The 14,451-nt window shown below is 31.5% G+C and carries 13 protein-coding genes, 1 other RNA gene and 1 pseudogene; 9 read left to right on the forward strand and 6 right to left on the reverse strand.

Annotated elements, in window-relative coordinates; genetic code table 11:
• A complete protein-coding gene (locus LG649_RS00910) occupies positions 1–1,689 on the reverse strand; it encodes a M23 family metallopeptidase (protein ID WP_226539990.1) in 1,689 nt (562 codons plus the stop codon).
• Positions 1,690–1,863: 174 nt separating this feature from the next.
• Here LG649_RS00910 and LG649_RS00915 point away from each other — a divergent pair, with 174 nt between their 5' ends.
• From LG649_RS00915 to rny, 4 genes are all read left to right on the forward strand, one after another.
• A complete protein-coding gene (locus tag LG649_RS00915) occupies positions 1,864–2,154 on the forward strand; it encodes a hypothetical protein (RefSeq protein WP_226540000.1) in 291 nt (96 codons plus the stop codon).
• A gap of 12 nt (positions 2,155–2,166) precedes the next feature.
• Positions 2,167–2,460, forward strand: coding sequence for a cell division protein ZapA (locus LG649_RS00920; RefSeq protein ID WP_226540002.1), 294 nt, complete (start codon positions 2,167–2,169; stop codon positions 2,458–2,460).
• Positions 2,461–2,513: 53 nt separating this feature from the next.
• Positions 2,514–2,638, forward strand: a non-coding RNA gene (gene ssrS, locus LG649_RS00925) — 6S RNA.
• A 56-nt stretch (positions 2,639–2,694) separates the two neighbouring features.
• Entirely contained in the window at positions 2,695–4,269 is a 1,575-nt protein-coding gene (gene rny / locus LG649_RS00930; protein ID WP_226540004.1) for a ribonuclease Y, read from the forward strand.
• Between the two features lie 77 nt (positions 4,270–4,346).
• Here the strand turns inward: rny and LG649_RS00935 are convergent, their stop codons facing one another.
• On the reverse strand, positions 4,347–6,953 hold the full coding sequence (locus LG649_RS00935) for a chondroitinase-B domain-containing protein (RefSeq protein ID WP_226540005.1): 2,607 nt from the start codon (positions 6,951–6,953) through the stop codon (positions 4,347–4,349).
• 117 nt (positions 6,954–7,070) lie between these two features.
• The gene (xerD, locus tag LG649_RS00940; RefSeq protein WP_226540007.1) at positions 7,071–7,967 is read right to left on the reverse strand and encodes a site-specific tyrosine recombinase XerD; all 897 of its coding nucleotides are present in this window, start codon (positions 7,965–7,967) and stop codon (positions 7,071–7,073) included.
• A gap of 69 nt (positions 7,968–8,036) precedes the next feature.
• Here xerD and aroQ point away from each other — a divergent pair, with 69 nt between their 5' ends.
• The 4 genes from aroQ to LG649_RS00960 all read left to right on the forward strand — a co-directional run bounded on the left by aroQ (position 8,037) and on the right by LG649_RS00960 (position 10,133).
• Positions 8,037–8,456, forward strand: a complete 420-nt coding sequence (gene aroQ / locus LG649_RS00945) for a type II 3-dehydroquinate dehydratase (RefSeq protein ID WP_226540009.1) — start codon at positions 8,037–8,039, stop codon at positions 8,454–8,456.
• A 65-nt stretch (positions 8,457–8,521) separates the two neighbouring features.
• Entirely contained in the window at positions 8,522–9,094 is a 573-nt protein-coding gene (locus LG649_RS00950; protein WP_226540011.1) for an RNA polymerase sigma factor, read from the forward strand.
• A 2-nt stretch (positions 9,095–9,096) separates the two neighbouring features.
• The gene (locus LG649_RS00955) at positions 9,097–9,300 is read left to right on the forward strand and encodes a hypothetical protein (protein WP_226540013.1); all 204 of its coding nucleotides are present in this window, start codon (positions 9,097–9,099) and stop codon (positions 9,298–9,300) included.
• Positions 9,301–9,320: 20 nt separating this feature from the next.
• Entirely contained in the window at positions 9,321–10,133 is an 813-nt protein-coding gene (locus tag LG649_RS00960) for a mechanosensitive ion channel family protein (RefSeq protein WP_226540015.1), read from the forward strand.
• A gap of 357 nt (positions 10,134–10,490) precedes the next feature.
• Here the strand turns inward: LG649_RS00960 and lpdA are convergent, their stop codons facing one another.
• Complete coding sequence (gene lpdA / locus LG649_RS00965) at positions 10,491–11,867, reverse strand: dihydrolipoyl dehydrogenase (RefSeq protein WP_226540017.1); 1,377 nt, start codon at positions 11,865–11,867, stop codon at positions 10,491–10,493.
• A 107-nt stretch (positions 11,868–11,974) separates the two neighbouring features.
• Here lpdA and LG649_RS00970 point away from each other — a divergent pair, with 107 nt between their 5' ends.
• On the forward strand, positions 11,975–13,258 hold the full coding sequence (locus LG649_RS00970) for an NAD(P)/FAD-dependent oxidoreductase (protein ID WP_226540018.1): 1,284 nt from the start codon (positions 11,975–11,977) through the stop codon (positions 13,256–13,258).
• Positions 13,259–13,260: 2 nt separating this feature from the next.
• Here LG649_RS00970 and LG649_RS00975 read toward each other — a convergent pair.
• Both LG649_RS00975 and msrB read right to left on the reverse strand, forming a co-directional pair.
• Positions 13,261–13,812 (reverse strand): annotated as a pseudogene (locus tag LG649_RS00975) (DUF1572 family protein).
• A 49-nt stretch (positions 13,813–13,861) separates the two neighbouring features.
• Positions 13,862–14,338: a peptide-methionine (R)-S-oxide reductase MsrB gene (gene msrB, locus LG649_RS00980; RefSeq protein ID WP_226540020.1), complete on the reverse strand. Its 477-nt coding sequence runs from the start codon at positions 14,336–14,338 to the stop codon at positions 13,862–13,864.
• Positions 14,339–14,451 lie beyond the last annotated feature (113 nt).

Raw genomic sequence — 14,451 nt, forward strand, 5'->3', positions numbered from 1 at the left:
TTATTTTCGATAAAAAGTAGTTTCAAAAGTAGAACTATTTCCTACATTATCAGTAACAATTACTTTTAAATTATTGGTGGTTTCAGTTAGGTTTATATCATTAAAATCGAAAGTAAGTAAATCTTTTTTGTATTCATATTCCATTAAAACCCATTTACCGTTTATGGTAGCTCGATAACTTTTTATACCTGATTCTTTATCTTCAATAAAAACCTTTAAAAATCTAAAATTGCTAATCCATTGTTTATTTTTAAAATTTACAGCTTTAATAGTTGGTGCTATACTATCGGTAGCCAAAACATAAGTGCCTAATAATTTTGTACTTGCGGTTAAGTAATTAGTTTCTCTTTTTGTAGAGGTGTAACTTTTATAACTTTTATTTTTACCTGTTAAACGCGCAATGTATAATTTTTGTTGGTCGCTATTATTGTATTTCCTAATGTTATATTTAATAGAAAAACTTTTTTTTGTTGGTAAAATGTTCTCGTGTAAAAACAAGGTATCGTTTTTCACATCAAAATTCATATAAAAATTTTCGTAAAAAGTATTAGGTTTTATATTAACCAAAATATTATCCTCTTTTAAATTAATAGCTTGGTTTGCTTTAATAAAATAAGGTGTAATTGGTTTTTCGGGTTTATTTATTGTGACGGGTTTAATACCTTTTATATTAATGGTGACCCAAGCTTCGTTGTTTTTAAAATCGGTTACTCTAATTTTATATAGAGCATAGGTACTATCTTTTATGGAAACAAAGCCTTCGTTTTCAACGTCTTTGTATAAACTTAATGTATTGTTTCTTATAAATAATTTTTGAATGCGGTCTCGGTTTCTAATATAATGTTCGTAATCTATTAATTGATTTAGGTTTTTAGTTTCACTAAATGAAAATTTACTAAAATCAATTTCAAAATTTTTACGACCATTTAAAAAAGTTTGTATGTTGTAAACACCATTTGAGTTTGTTGAAAAATCTTGTCTATCAATAGTTTCAATACCAAAACCAATATCTCCAATAGCATTTATGTTTTCAACTACATAATCACCGTTTTTTAAAGGAATAAGTTTAAGCTCTTGCTTTTGGTTGGTTCCGTTAATTAATGAGTTGTCATTTAAAGGATACGCAAAAATAGATTGTACCAAAGGGTATGAACTATCTTTTACATCTATACCAAACAACATGGGGTTTATGGGGTGTTCAGCTTTATTTCTTATTTCAAAATGTAAATGAGGACCTCCCGAACCGCCAGTGTTCCCGCTATAAGCAATTAATTCACCTTTAGTAACTTTTAATTCTTCAGCTTTCGGAAATAACTCAATTTCGTATGATTCTGCCTTATATTGATGCTTTTTTACGTAAGCTTCAATTTCTGGAGCAAATTTTTGTAAATGCGCATAAACCGTAACATAGCCATTAGGGTGTGTAACATACAAGGCTTTACCATAGCCGTAATGCGATATTTTTATTCGGCTCACAAAACCAGATGCAGAAGCTACAATATTTAAACCTGTTCGACCTTGAGTTTTAATATCTAGTCCAGAATGAAAATGGTTGGAACGTAATTCGGCAAATGTTCCAGATAGTATAATTGGCACCTCTAGAGGGTTACCAAAATAGTCTTGGGGGTAGTTGTTTTGGGAATTAAATACAAAAGGAACAACAAAAAAAAGGACACGAATTAATTTCATAAAACACTTTACTGCTAAGTTAAAACTTTGGGTCGAGAACACAAAGCACGATTAAAAATTAAACAATTGCAAAATTATAATTTGTATAACAGTAGTTTTTAAATTTTATTGAAAAACAATTGTAAAATTTGCTTAGGTATGTTAACTTTGTAAGGTAAGTATTGATTTTTGTAAATGAGTAATATTGAAGATATTGTAAATTCGTTAGAAAACAAAATAAACAAAGTATTACATCAACTAGAGCTTTTAAAGCAAGAAAATTTTAAATTAAGCAATGATTTAGAAGCTTCGAAGCAACAAATTTTAACCCAAAAACAGCAATTAGCAAATTGGGAAGAAAAATATGAAGCTTTAAAAATTACAAACGCAATACTTGGTAGTGACGAGAATAAAAGAGAAACTAAGCTTAAAATAAACGCATTAATTCGGGAAATAGACCATTGTATAGGTCAACTTTCAGATTAATATAAAAAATCAATGTCAGCAAAGCTTAAAATAAAACTATCTATAGCAGATAGAGTATACCCTTTAACAATTGACCCTAGTCAAGAAGAAGGATTGCGTAAATCGGCCAAAAGCATTGATACTTTAATAAAACAATTTGAGCAAAGTTATTCTGTTCGAGATAAACAAGATGTTTTGGCCATGTGTGCCTTACAATTTGCATCTCAAGTAGAACAGAAATCTATTGATAATACGATTGTAAACGAGCATACAGAACAAAAACTAAATGCTTTAAATAAGTTGTTAGAAAATTATTTACAATCTTAACGTTCTTTAAATAAACAAAAGTTACTGCCTGTATTGGTTATTTTTTTTGATAAACTCAACGTTAATTCTTTAAAAAGGGTGAGTTTAAGTTGTAAAAGCATGCTGCTAGTGCCATTTATGGTATCTCGAGCAGACCCTTGATCAGCTTGTTAGCCCTAAACTTGTTTTTAAGGAGTTTATACAAAACTTTATACCGATGCAGGCTTTTTTTATATAAATTTTCAAAAATAACCGATGGATAACTTAATTATATTTGTAGTAGGTGGTGTAGTGTTAGGCCTAATTATTGGCTTTGTAATAGCTAAAGTATTAGAAAAAAATAAAGCTTCTCAAATTCTAGCAGAAGCAAAAAAAGCAGCTTCCTTAATAATAAAAGATGCTAAAAATGATGGTGAGAATATTAAAAAAGATAAAATATTACAAGCCAAAGAAAAATTTATTGAGCTAAAAAGTGAGCATGAAAAAGTTATTTTAGCTAGAGATAAAAAAATGGCTGAAGCCGAAAAACGAACTAGAGATAAAGAATCACAAGTATCTAGTGAACTGTCTAAAAACAAAAAATTAAGTCAAAGCTTAGAAGATAAGATTAAAGATTATAATCATCGCTTAGATGTTTTAGATAAGCGTCAAGAAGAAATAGATAGACTTCACAAAAACCAAGTACAACAACTTGAAGTTATTTCAAGTCTTTCAGCAGAAGAAGCAAAAGAGCAATTAGTAGAATCTTTAAAAGGAGAAGCTAAAAACGATGCTATGGCATTTATACAAAGCTCACTTGAAGAAGCTAAACTAACTGCCGAACAAGAAGCCAAGAAAATTATTATTAACACTATACAACGTATTGGAACCGAAGAAGCGGTAGACAATTGTGTATCTGTTTTTAATATAGAATCTGATGATGTAAAAGGTAGAATTATTGGACGTGAAGGGCGAAATATTCGAGCTATAGAAGCTGCAACAGGAGTAGAAATTATAGTTGATGATACACCTGAAGCTATTATTTTATCATGCTTCGATTCTGTACGTCGTGAAGTAGCACGTTTATCGTTACACAGATTAGTAACCGATGGAAGAATTCACCCTGCCAGAATTGAAGAAGTGGTTAGGAAAACCAGAAAGCAAATTGAACAAGAAATTATAGAAGTAGGAAAACGTACCGTTATAGATTTGGGTATACACAACTTAAACCCGGAGCTTATAAAGATGGTTGGTAGAATGAAATACCGCTCATCTTACGGGCAAAACTTATTACAACACTCGCGTGAAGTAGCCAAACTTTGTGGTGTTATGGCTGCAGAATTGGGCATAAACCCTAAACTAGCTAAACGTGCTGGTTTACTTCATGATATTGGTAAAGTGCCAGATGCAGAAGCAGATATGGAAACTCCTCACGCTATTTTAGGTATGCAGTGGGCAGAAAAATTTGGTGAAAAACCAGATGTTTGTAATGCAATTGGAGCACACCACGACGAAATTGAAATGAAATCTTTATTAGCGCCTATAATTCAAGTTTGTGATGCTATTTCTGGTGCGCGCCCTGGAGCAAGACGCCAAGTTTTAGATAGCTATATACAACGTTTAAAAGATTTAGAAGATATTGCTTTTGGTTTTAATGGAGTTAAAAAAGCTTATGCTATTCAAGCAGGTAGAGAACTACGTGTTATAGTAGAAAGTGAAAAAGTAGATGACCAAAAAGCTGCGGATTTATCGTTTAACATATCTCAAAAAGTACAAACAGATATGACATATCCGGGGCAAGTAAAAGTTACTGTTATTAGAGAAACAAGAGCAGTAAATATTGCAAAATAGAAATAGATAATTTTCTTTTTTCATATATACATAAAAAACGCTAGCAAACATCGCTAGCGTTTTTCATGTATTTATTTTTAGTTTACTATAATTTTATTCAAGCTTTTAAAGTTTTTACCCTTAATTTCAACAAAGTAAAGTCCTTTTGCTAAAGAACTTGTATCAATAGTTTCAATATTATTCGAAGTGTTTAGGGCTTTTTTTATAGTAAGTTTTCCCGAAACATCATAAACGTTTAGTGTATCTAATTCTAAATTATTCTTATAAAAATAAAAAACATTATTTGTTATAGGGTTAGGGTATAAGCTAATAGTATTTTTATTAGAAACAGTACTCGTAGTAAGCGATGTAGATTGGCCAAAGAACTCAATTTCACTTAATGCGCACCAAACACTTTCTCTAGTGGTTCCAGTAGTATTAAATCTACCAAAGCCAACAATTTTCACATAACGAGCAGTAGCGTTAACATGGTAAGTGTTAAATTCTGTAGTATTTGTTTCTGTTAATTGTAAATCGCCAGAAGTTGGTATTATCATGGAAAATTCAGCTTCTGTTGAACCAGATGTTGAAACCCAAACCTGATATCCAAATGCATCGGTTTTATTTGTTGTTGCATATCTAATAATATCTAGACTATATTCATCCCCTAAATCATAAATTATATATTCACCATCTCCTTTATAATCTCCAGAGATTAAATCGCCATCGTCTGCAGCCCAAACTGTGTTAAAATTTTTGTCTAGTGTGTTTGCGGCATAATTAAATTTTGTAGTACCGTTGACTTCTTCTTTTGAAAAAGAATTAATTGTAACAGGATCATCAATTTCACCTGTATTAATCAAGTTATACAAATCTGTTATAAGAGGAGCAGTTTGTGAAACAGACAGGACACGAGATAAAGAGCCGTTAACTTCGTTAAAAGTAATTGTACCTTGGCGTTCGGATGTTGTAGTATTTTCTGAAACTGTTATAGAAATTGTTGCAGAACCACTTCCAGAAGTTGTGCTTAAACTTATCCAAGAATCACTAGGAGTTACTGTCCAATTAATGTTTGATGTTACTTCTGTATTTTGTGTGCCACCATTAATACTAAAGGTTTCTAAATTAGTAAAATATAAGCTTGAAATATTAGCAATAGTGCAATTGGTATTAGTTAATAATGTACCCCCAGCACCTATAAAACAGCTTCCAATACCATTACCAACCATGGCATCGGTATGTGGTGAAAATATTACATTACCTGTGGCTCCTGAAACTTCATTGGCGCCAACATCTTTTTCAGAAGAAGACCTTGTTAATCCTTTAATATCAAAGCTTACTATTGGAGAGGTTGTAATAGCTGTATTAGCAGCAGAACCTGTTTCAGATGGTATATAAATTTCATCATCTTGAGTAAAACCAAAAACTCCTGTGCTAAATTCTGAAGCGTTAAGTGTGGCACCAAGGTTTGTACCTTGGTATAAATTATTTTGAAAGTTTAAACCGCTTCCTAATGTAGAGAAAGCACCAGAAATAATATTGGTTTGTGTGGTGTAAAATAAATTATTTATAAATGTACCTGTTGGGTCTGTAGATCCTTTGCTATCGTTAAAATATAGAGGGGCATTTACATTATAAAATGTATTATGAGCGATAAAAACATCTTGAGTAATTTGATATCCATTTGATGTTCCACCAGAAGATTCAGAGCCTCCTAAAAAGGTTATACCGTTATTCCATTGTGCTTGGGCGTCTACATTTATAACATCTTGTATATAATTATTTATTATGGTATGATAACTATCTGAAATTCGTATAGCTCCCGTTCCTTCAACATTTTCCCCTAAAAAATAATTACTATCAATAGTTGCAGATGCGCCATGGCGAAGTACTAACGAGCCTCTACAAGCTCTAAATGTATTATTTCTGTAAATATTGTTTGCACTTTTGTTTGTTATTATTTCGTTTTCGCCGTCGGCTTTATTAAAATAATTGCCTTCTACACTAACATTAGCATTAACTGCTTGGTAGCTACTTGCTCCAATTCTGATAGTTTCGCTATCTCCGGCATTAGTTGTTTCAGAATCTCTTTTTTCAAAATTATAAAAGTAATTATTTGAAATGTTGTGGCCTACTATACCATCTGCATTAGCATAGTTGTATGAAAGTTCTACTAAAACTAAGGCACCTGGCGATCGTTTATTCAGAAACGAACAGTTTAAAACGGTGTTATATTGGCCGTAAAGCACAATCCAGCGATGTTTTGAGGTAGATTCATCTTCATCTGTTGTAGTTGGGTCATCTGGTTCGGGTTCTAAACCATCAATAGCACAATTTTGAATGGTACAATTTATTGCATAATTGGTGCCATTTCTAAATTGAATGTGGTTATTTGCTCCCTCGCCTCCTTTCCAGTAAAAACCGTCAACGACTAGGTATTCTCCAGAAATATTTATTTTTAAACCACCAGTAAAGTTTACACCACCCGGTGATTCTGCTCTAAAAGTTATAGGGTTTGTAGATGTACCAGAGCCATTAAAAATAATACGTTCGTCTGTTGTATAAGTTCCGTTTGCAAGAATAACTTCGTCTCCAGCAACTAATGTTAAAGTTTCTAAATCTTCTGGATTGTTAATGTTGTAAGTGCTTTGTGCATAACTAATTATGCTACAAAGTAATAAAACAATGTAGTTTAATTTTCTCATTTCTAGTTTAGTTTAAATTGGTTAACCAATTTATGATTTACTTACCAATCTTTAATTTATTTTCGATTAAAAGCAAAAAATGCAGGTTTATACTTACTCGATTTGTTATTTGTAAAACTATTTTCTTGGGTGAAATTCCTCAATAACTTTTGTAAGGTGGCTTTTATCTAAATGCACATAAATTTCGGTAGTGGTAATACTTTCGTGCCCAAGCATAAGTTGTATGGAACGCAGGTCGGCGTCGTTTTCTAATAAATGCGTTGCAAAAGAATGCCTAAATGTATGTGGAGAAACATTCTTTTTTAAATCTATAGCTTTTGCTAAATTTTTAATAATGGTAAAAACCATAGCCCGTGTTAATTGCTTGCCTCGTCTGTTTAAAAACAAAGTATCTTCAAAACCCGATTGTACTTTTTGATGATTTCTAATGTGTTTTATATATATGTTAATATATTTTTGTGTGGCATTAACTATGGGTACAAAACGTTGTTTATCGCCTTTGCCTGTTACTTTAATAAAGCCTTCTTCAAAAAATAAATCAGATAATTTTAAGTTTATTAATTCACTAACTCGCAATCCGCAACCATATAATGTTTCTAACATGGCACGATTGCGTTCGCCTTCTGGTTTACTTAAATCTATGGCTTTTATTAGGTTATCTATTTCTTCTTCAGACAGTGTATCGGGTAATTTTCGTCCAATTTTTGGCGATTCAATTAAATCTACGGGGTTGGTTTCTCGATAATCTTCAAAAACTAAATAGCTAAAAAAGCTTCTTAATCCAGAAATAAAGCGCGATTGAGAACGTGCGTTTAGTTGTTTTGCGGTTTCATAAACACAACGTTGTACGGTTTCTGTATTAATATTTACAGGAGAAAATTCAATATTATTAGCTTTTAAATATTGAATAAGTTTTAAAATGTCTAGAGCATAACTTTCAATAGAATTTTCCGATAAGCCACGTTCAATTTTTAAATACGTTTTATAATCCTTTAAAGCTGCTTGCCATTTCATTCTTCAAAATTACTAAAATATCTGTTTAGAAGGTATGTTGAATAATTTCAAATTTTTTACATTTACTTTATGAAAAAACTTATCATAATTAACGGACCAAATTTAAACTTATTGGGTAAACGCGAACCCGAAATTTACGGTAGCTTAACCTTTGAAGATTATTTAGAGGATTTAAAGTCTAAATTCCCCAAGGTTGAGATTAGTTATTACCAATCTAACGTAGAAGGGGAGCTTATAAATAAGTTGCATGAGGTAGGTTTTAGTTTTGATGGAGTTATATTAAATGCTGGTGCTTACACGCATACTTCCATAGGTTTGGGTGACGCCATTAAAGGTATAGAAACTCCTGTTGTAGAAGTACATATTTCTAACACTTTTGGCCGCGAATCGTTTAGGCATCAATCTTATATTTCACCAAATGCAAAAGGTGTAATTTTAGGTTTTGGTATGTTAAGCTACGAATTGGCGATAAAAAGCTTTTTAGATTAAACCGTATATTTATGTGACTCAGTTAACTATACTGTGTCACAATGTAATTGAACCTTATTTTTGCATTGGAAGAATTAAAGATAGATAAATCCTTAGAAGATGAAAAGCTTGTAGCTTTAATCATTCAATCAAAAAGTGCCGAATTGTTTTCTGTTATCTACGATAGGTATTCAGAAACTGTTTACCATAAGTGCCTTAGTTTTGTTAAAAACAAAGAAGAAGCTCAAGATTTAGCCCACGACATTTTTGTGAAGCTTTTTGTAAAGTTAAAAATGTTTAATTTCAAATCTAAATTCTCAACATGGGTATACTCATTCACCTATAATCATTGTGTTAATTATGTGCAGCGCGAACAAAAAAAGCGCAGAGATAAATTTTTAATAGCAGATGATTTAGGAAATTACTCTAAAGAGGTTGAAGAAATTGATGAAGAAGTTATTTTTAGCATGAAAGCCGATAAACTTCAAAAAAGTTTAGAGCTAATAAATCCCAATGATAAAATGATTTTGTTTATGAAATATCAAGACGATTTATCTATTGAAGATATTCAAAACGCTTTAGGTATTGGTAAAAGTGCTGTTAAAATGCGCTTAAGTAGAGCCAAAGAACGATTAGTTAAAATTTATAATGACTTTTGATTATGGAAAATCCGTTTAAAAAAGTAATACATAATGAAAAGCTACCAGACATTATCAAAGAAAGGGTAATGAATGATATTGATATTGTAAAACTAGCTTTAGATTTTACAGATTTGATGGTAATTAAATACCCAGATGCAGTTGCCGATTTTTTAAAAAATAATGATGAGGATGATTTTAATGAAGATAAAAAACAAATTAATTAAACCCATAATAACCCTTTACAATGAATACAATTAAGCTAGATTTTACACTTCTAGAAACTATAGGTAACAACGTTTACAATGCATTGCCAAAGTTATTATTAGCCATAGCTTTAATTATTGCAGCATGGTTAATACTTAAAGCGGTTATGTTTGTGGTAAAAAAATCTTTAAAATTTACCAAGATAGATGTACTATCTGAAAAGTTAAACGAAACACCTTTATTCGGATCTAATTTTAATATACAACTAGATAAAGTTATATTAATATTTGTAAAATGGTTTTTAATACTCATTTTTTTAATAGTAGGTTCAGACTTTTTAGGATTAAGTTTTATAAGTAACGAAGTAAGTAAACTAATAAACTTTTTACCAAAAATATTTACAGCATTAGCCATTTTTGTTTTTGGTATTTATGGAGCTAACTATTTAAAAGAGTCTATTCGCTCGTTATTAAAAGCTGTAGACGTTGGAGGGTCTAAAGCCATTAGTCAAGTGGTTTTTATTCTTGTTGCTTTAATGGTGTCTATATTAGCATTAAACCAAGCAGGTTTAGATACCGAGATTATTACAAAAAATATATTTTTAATATTAGGAGCTGTACTAGCAGCCTTTACAATAGCTTTTGGTTTAGGTTCTCGCGATATTATTTTACGTTTACTTTTAGGATTTTATTCTAAAAAGAATTTTAAAATAGGCCAAAGAGTATCTATAGACGGAGAAGAAGGTGTTATTATTGCTATTGAGAGTATTAGCATGGTAATTCGTTTTGCCGATAAAAAAGTAGTCTACCCAATAAAATACATTTCCAATAAAAAAATTGAAATTTTAGAATAAAACTTGTGACCTTTTAAAAAGTGCTGTGTCTTATAATAAAGATTCGTTTGAATAATTTATAAGATGATAGATAAATTCGCACTTGTTATTATTAGTTTACAAATTGTTTTCATTATTGTAATGACGGTTCGTTACTATCATTCTAGAAAATTATTTAAAGAATCAAATAAGCACACAATTAAAAACATTAAAAGAGGGAAATAATGTTTTTAGCCCCAAATTGCTTATGGTTTTAACTTATGTTGCAATTATATTGTTATGGTTTGGTTAGATGGTTATGGTTAATTTCTTAATTGCAACAACAAAAAAAGGCTCAATATTTATATTGAGCCCTTTTTTTTATAAATACTACTTTACTTATATGTGTATACATTCATCGTAAGCATCAGCTACAGCTTCCATAACCGCTTCACTCATGGTTGGGTGAGGGTGAACAGCTTTTAAAATTTCATGTCCAGTAGTTTCTAATTTTCTTGCAACAACGGCTTCAGCAATCATATCTGTTACTGCAGCACCAACCATATGGCAACCTAACCATTCGCCATATTTAGCATCAAAAATTACTTTTACAAAACCTTCTTTGTTTCCGCCAGCACTTGCTTTACCAGATGCAGAGAATGGGAATTTTCCAACTTTAATATCTAATCCTTTTTCTCTTGCTGCTTTTTCTGTTAAACCAACTGATGCAATTTCAGGAGTACAATAAGTACAACCAGGAATATTACCATAGTCTAAAGCTTCAACATGCATTCCCGCTAATTTTTCAACACAAATAATACCTTCAGCAGAAGCTACGTGAGCTAAAGCAGCGCCAGGTGTAACATCGCCAATAGCGAAATAACCAGGAATATTAGTTTGGTAAAAATCGTTAACTAAAATTTTATCTCTATCTACTACAATTCCAACATCTTCTAATCCTATGTTTTCAATATTAGTTTTAATACCAACAGCACTTAAAATAATATCGGCTTCAAGAATTTCTTCGCCTTTTTTAGTTTTTACGGTAGCTTTTACACCGTCTCCAGAAGTATCAACACTTGTTACTTCGGCCGATGTCATAATATTAATACCATTCTTTTTAAACGAACGCTCTACTTGTTTCGATACGTCTTCGTCTTCAACAGGAACAATATTTGGTAAATATTCAACAATAGTTACTTCGGTTCCCATAGAGTTGTAGAAATATGCAAACTCTACACCAATAGCACCAGAACCAACAACAATCATTTTCTTAGGTTGTTTTGGTAAACTCATGGCTTCACGGTAACCAATTACTTTTTTACCATCTTGCGGTAAGCTTGGTAATTCTCTAGAACGAGCACCAGTAGCAATAATAATGTTATCGGCACTATACTCAGTTCCATCAACATCTACTTTTTTACCTGGTTTTATTTTACCATAACCATTAATAACGTCTATTTTGTTCTTCTTCATTAAAAACTGAACACCTTTGCTCATACCATCTGCAACACCACGACTGCGTTTTACAACAGCATCAAAATCATGCGAAGCTTCTTTTACGTTTAAACCGTAATCTTCAGCGTGCTTTAAGTATTCAAATACTTGAGCAGATTTTAATAAAGCTTTTGTAGGGATACAACCCCAATTTAAACAAACACCACCAAGATTTTCTTTTTCAATAATAGCGGTTTTAAAACCTAGTTGAGATGCTCTAATAGCAGTAACGTAACCTCCTGGTCCACTACCAAGAACAATAATATCGTATTTATTCATTTGTTAAATTTTAGAGTACGAATTTACGAAATCGATTTTTAATAATGAATTTAGAAGGCTTTAATTTTATATCTTTAATCTTACATTTGTATCGAAAGATTTAATTTATGAATATTCCCAAAACGAGTTTCCCAAGAGTTGTAATTATTGGAGGTGGTTTTGCTGGTGTTGCACTAGCAAAAAAATTAGCAAAACAAGAAGCGCAAGTTGTTTTATTAGACAAACATAATTATCATACGTTTCAACCACTGTTATATCAAGTTTCAACTGGAGGGTTAGAGCCAGATTCTATTGCATATCCTATACGAAAGGTATTACAAAATTTTCCTAATTTTTATTTTAGATTGGCTAATGTTGAAGAAATTGATACAGAAAACGAACGTGTAATTACCAATATAGGAGATTTAGATTTTGATTATTTAGTTGTTGCATCTGGATCGGTTACCAACTATTTTGGAAATACTGAAATAGAGAAAAACAGTATGGCCATGAAAACCATACCGCAATCGCTAAATTTAAGAAGTTTAATTCTGGAAAACTTTGAAGATGCTTTGCTAACTTCAGATTTAAACGAACGCAACGCCTTAATGAATTTTGTTATTGTTGGTGGCGGCCCCACGGGGGTAGAGCTAGCCGGTGCCTTAGCCGAAATTAAAAAAGGCATTTTACCTAAAGATTACCCTGATTTAGATACGAGAATGGCGCAAATTCATATTATTCAATCTGGAGATCGTATTTTAAAAGGAATGAGTGAAATTGCCTCACAAAAGGCAGAAGATTTTTTAGAGAAATTAGGTGTTAATATCTGGAAAAATGTTCGTGTAACAAACTATGATGGCGAAACCGTAACTACAAATGGCGAACTTTTGTTAAATGCTAAAACAGTAGTTTGGGCAGCGGGTGTAAAAGGTGAAACTATAAAAGGTTTAAATAGTGAAGATTTTATAACTAGAGGAAACCGAATGGTTGTAAATAAATTTAACCAAGTAAAAGGGTTTGATAATATTTTTGCTGTTGGAGATATTGCTTGCATGAAAACTGAAGATTTCCCTCATGGATTACCAATGATGGCGCAACCAGCAATACAGCAAGGAGAACAATTAGGCGATAATTTAATTAAACTTGTTGATAATAAACCTATGAAGCCTTTTGAATACACAGATAAAGGCGCAATGGCAACAATAGGAAGAAATAAAGCAGTTGTAGATTTAAAGAAATTTAAGTTTCAAGGTGTTTTTGCTTGGTTTGTTTGGATGTTTGTACACTTATTCTTTTTAATTGGTTTTAGAAACCGCATGGTTGTTTTTATAAATTGGGTTTACAATTATATTCGTTTTGATAGAGAAGCACGACTTATTATACGTCCGTTTAAAAACAGAAACATTGAATAGTTTTATAAATCGTCGGTAAAATGACGATTTTCTTTTTCTTGACTAAACTTTGAAGCATTGTATGCTTTTGAATCGCCTTTTGGAATAGATAGAGATTTCCATTCGTAACCCTTTAACAGTTTTCCAAGAAAAACAATTTGCCCAATATGATAACTGTAATGCGCTAGTTGTCTGTTTATAGCTTCAATTACTGTGTGACCACCGTTTCTAATGTAAATTATTTGATTTAGATTGGTTTCATTTAAAGAAGAAATGGTTTTAAATAAACAAGACCAACCACTTTCCCAAGCAGCAATTAGTGCTTCATAAGAGATAAAGGAATCAATAAACTCTTCATCTCTATTGCGCCAATCTTTTTCGCCATCTTCAGTTAAAAAATTTGTTCAACGGCTTAACATGTTGCCAGACAAATGTTTAACTATTACGGCAATGCTATTGGAGTTTTCATGGCTTTGCCATTGCGTATCGTCGAATGTTAATTGTTCAAGGGTTTTATCGCCTAAACTTTTATAATATTCAAATTGTTTTGTAATACTTGTTAGGTAACTTTCCATATCATATTTTAATGTAATAATGAAAATTAACAAGTAAAACGCTATAAAACTATTCTTTTGGTATAAATTTTAAGGCAGCACCATTTATACAATGACGTTTACCTGTAGTATCTCGAGGGCCATCATTAAAAACATGTCCTAAATGCCCGCCACAAACCGCACAGTGTTCTTCAGTTCTAGCATAACCAATTTTATAATCTGTAGAAAAAGCTACATTACCTTTAATTTCTCTATCAAAACTAGGCCAACCAGTACCAGAATTAAACTTGTGTTGGCTTTCAAATAAAGGCGTATTACAACCTTTGCAAACATAGGTGCCTTCTTCTTTATTTTTGTTTAACTCGCTACTAAAAGCGCGCTCCGTTCCGGCTTGCCTTAATACATAAAATTCCATGTCTGTTAACTGAGCTTTCCATTCTGCTTCTGTTTTAGTAACCTTAAAAGTTTCTTTAGAGTTTTTGTTTTGCGATTCGCCTTTACAGTTAAATATTAGCAACGTTGTAAAAATGAATAATATCTTTTTCATGTAAATTATTTTTACGTTAAGTCGTATTTATGGATACAAAATAACAGGTTGAACTAATAATTTTATGTTTAATTTGAGTTGTGACTAATTAAGTTAAAATGTGTCATAAAATA

This window comes from Neotamlana laminarinivorans (assembly GCF_020523925.1).
GTDB classification, from domain to species: domain Bacteria; phylum Bacteroidota; class Bacteroidia; order Flavobacteriales; family Flavobacteriaceae; genus Neotamlana; species Neotamlana laminarinivorans.

Bases quoted from the DNA above. Each gene is read 5' to 3' on its own strand.
- LG649_RS00915 (WP_226540000.1), top strand. From the start codon at position 1,864: ATGAGTAATATTGAAGATATTGTAAATTCGTTAGAAAACAAAATAAAC.
- rny (WP_226540004.1), top strand. From the start codon at position 2,695: ATGGATAACTTAATTATATTTGTAGTAGGTGGTGTAGTGTTAGGCCTA.
- LG649_RS00970 (WP_226540018.1), top strand. From the start codon at position 11,975: ATGAATATTCCCAAAACGAGTTTCCCAAGAGTTGTAATTATTGGAGGT.
- LG649_RS00935 (WP_226540005.1), bottom strand. From the start codon at position 6,953: ATGAGAAAATTAAACTACATTGTTTTATTACTTTGTAGCATAATTAGT.
- aroQ (WP_226540009.1), top strand. From the start codon at position 8,037: ATGAAAAAACTTATCATAATTAACGGACCAAATTTAAACTTATTGGGT.
- lpdA (WP_226540017.1), bottom strand. From the start codon at position 11,867: ATGAATAAATACGATATTATTGTTCTTGGTAGTGGACCAGGAGGTTAC.
- LG649_RS00960 (WP_226540015.1), top strand. From the start codon at position 9,321: ATGAATACAATTAAGCTAGATTTTACACTTCTAGAAACTATAGGTAAC.
- LG649_RS00920 (WP_226540002.1), top strand. From the start codon at position 2,167: ATGTCAGCAAAGCTTAAAATAAAACTATCTATAGCAGATAGAGTATAC.
- LG649_RS00955 (WP_226540013.1), top strand. From the start codon at position 9,097: ATGGAAAATCCGTTTAAAAAAGTAATACATAATGAAAAGCTACCAGAC.
- xerD (WP_226540007.1), bottom strand. From the start codon at position 7,967: ATGAAATGGCAAGCAGCTTTAAAGGATTATAAAACGTATTTAAAAATT.
- msrB (WP_226540020.1), bottom strand. From the start codon at position 14,338: ATGAAAAAGATATTATTCATTTTTACAACGTTGCTAATATTTAACTGT.
- LG649_RS00910 (WP_226539990.1), bottom strand. From the start codon at position 1,689: ATGAAATTAATTCGTGTCCTTTTTTTTGTTGTTCCTTTTGTATTTAAT.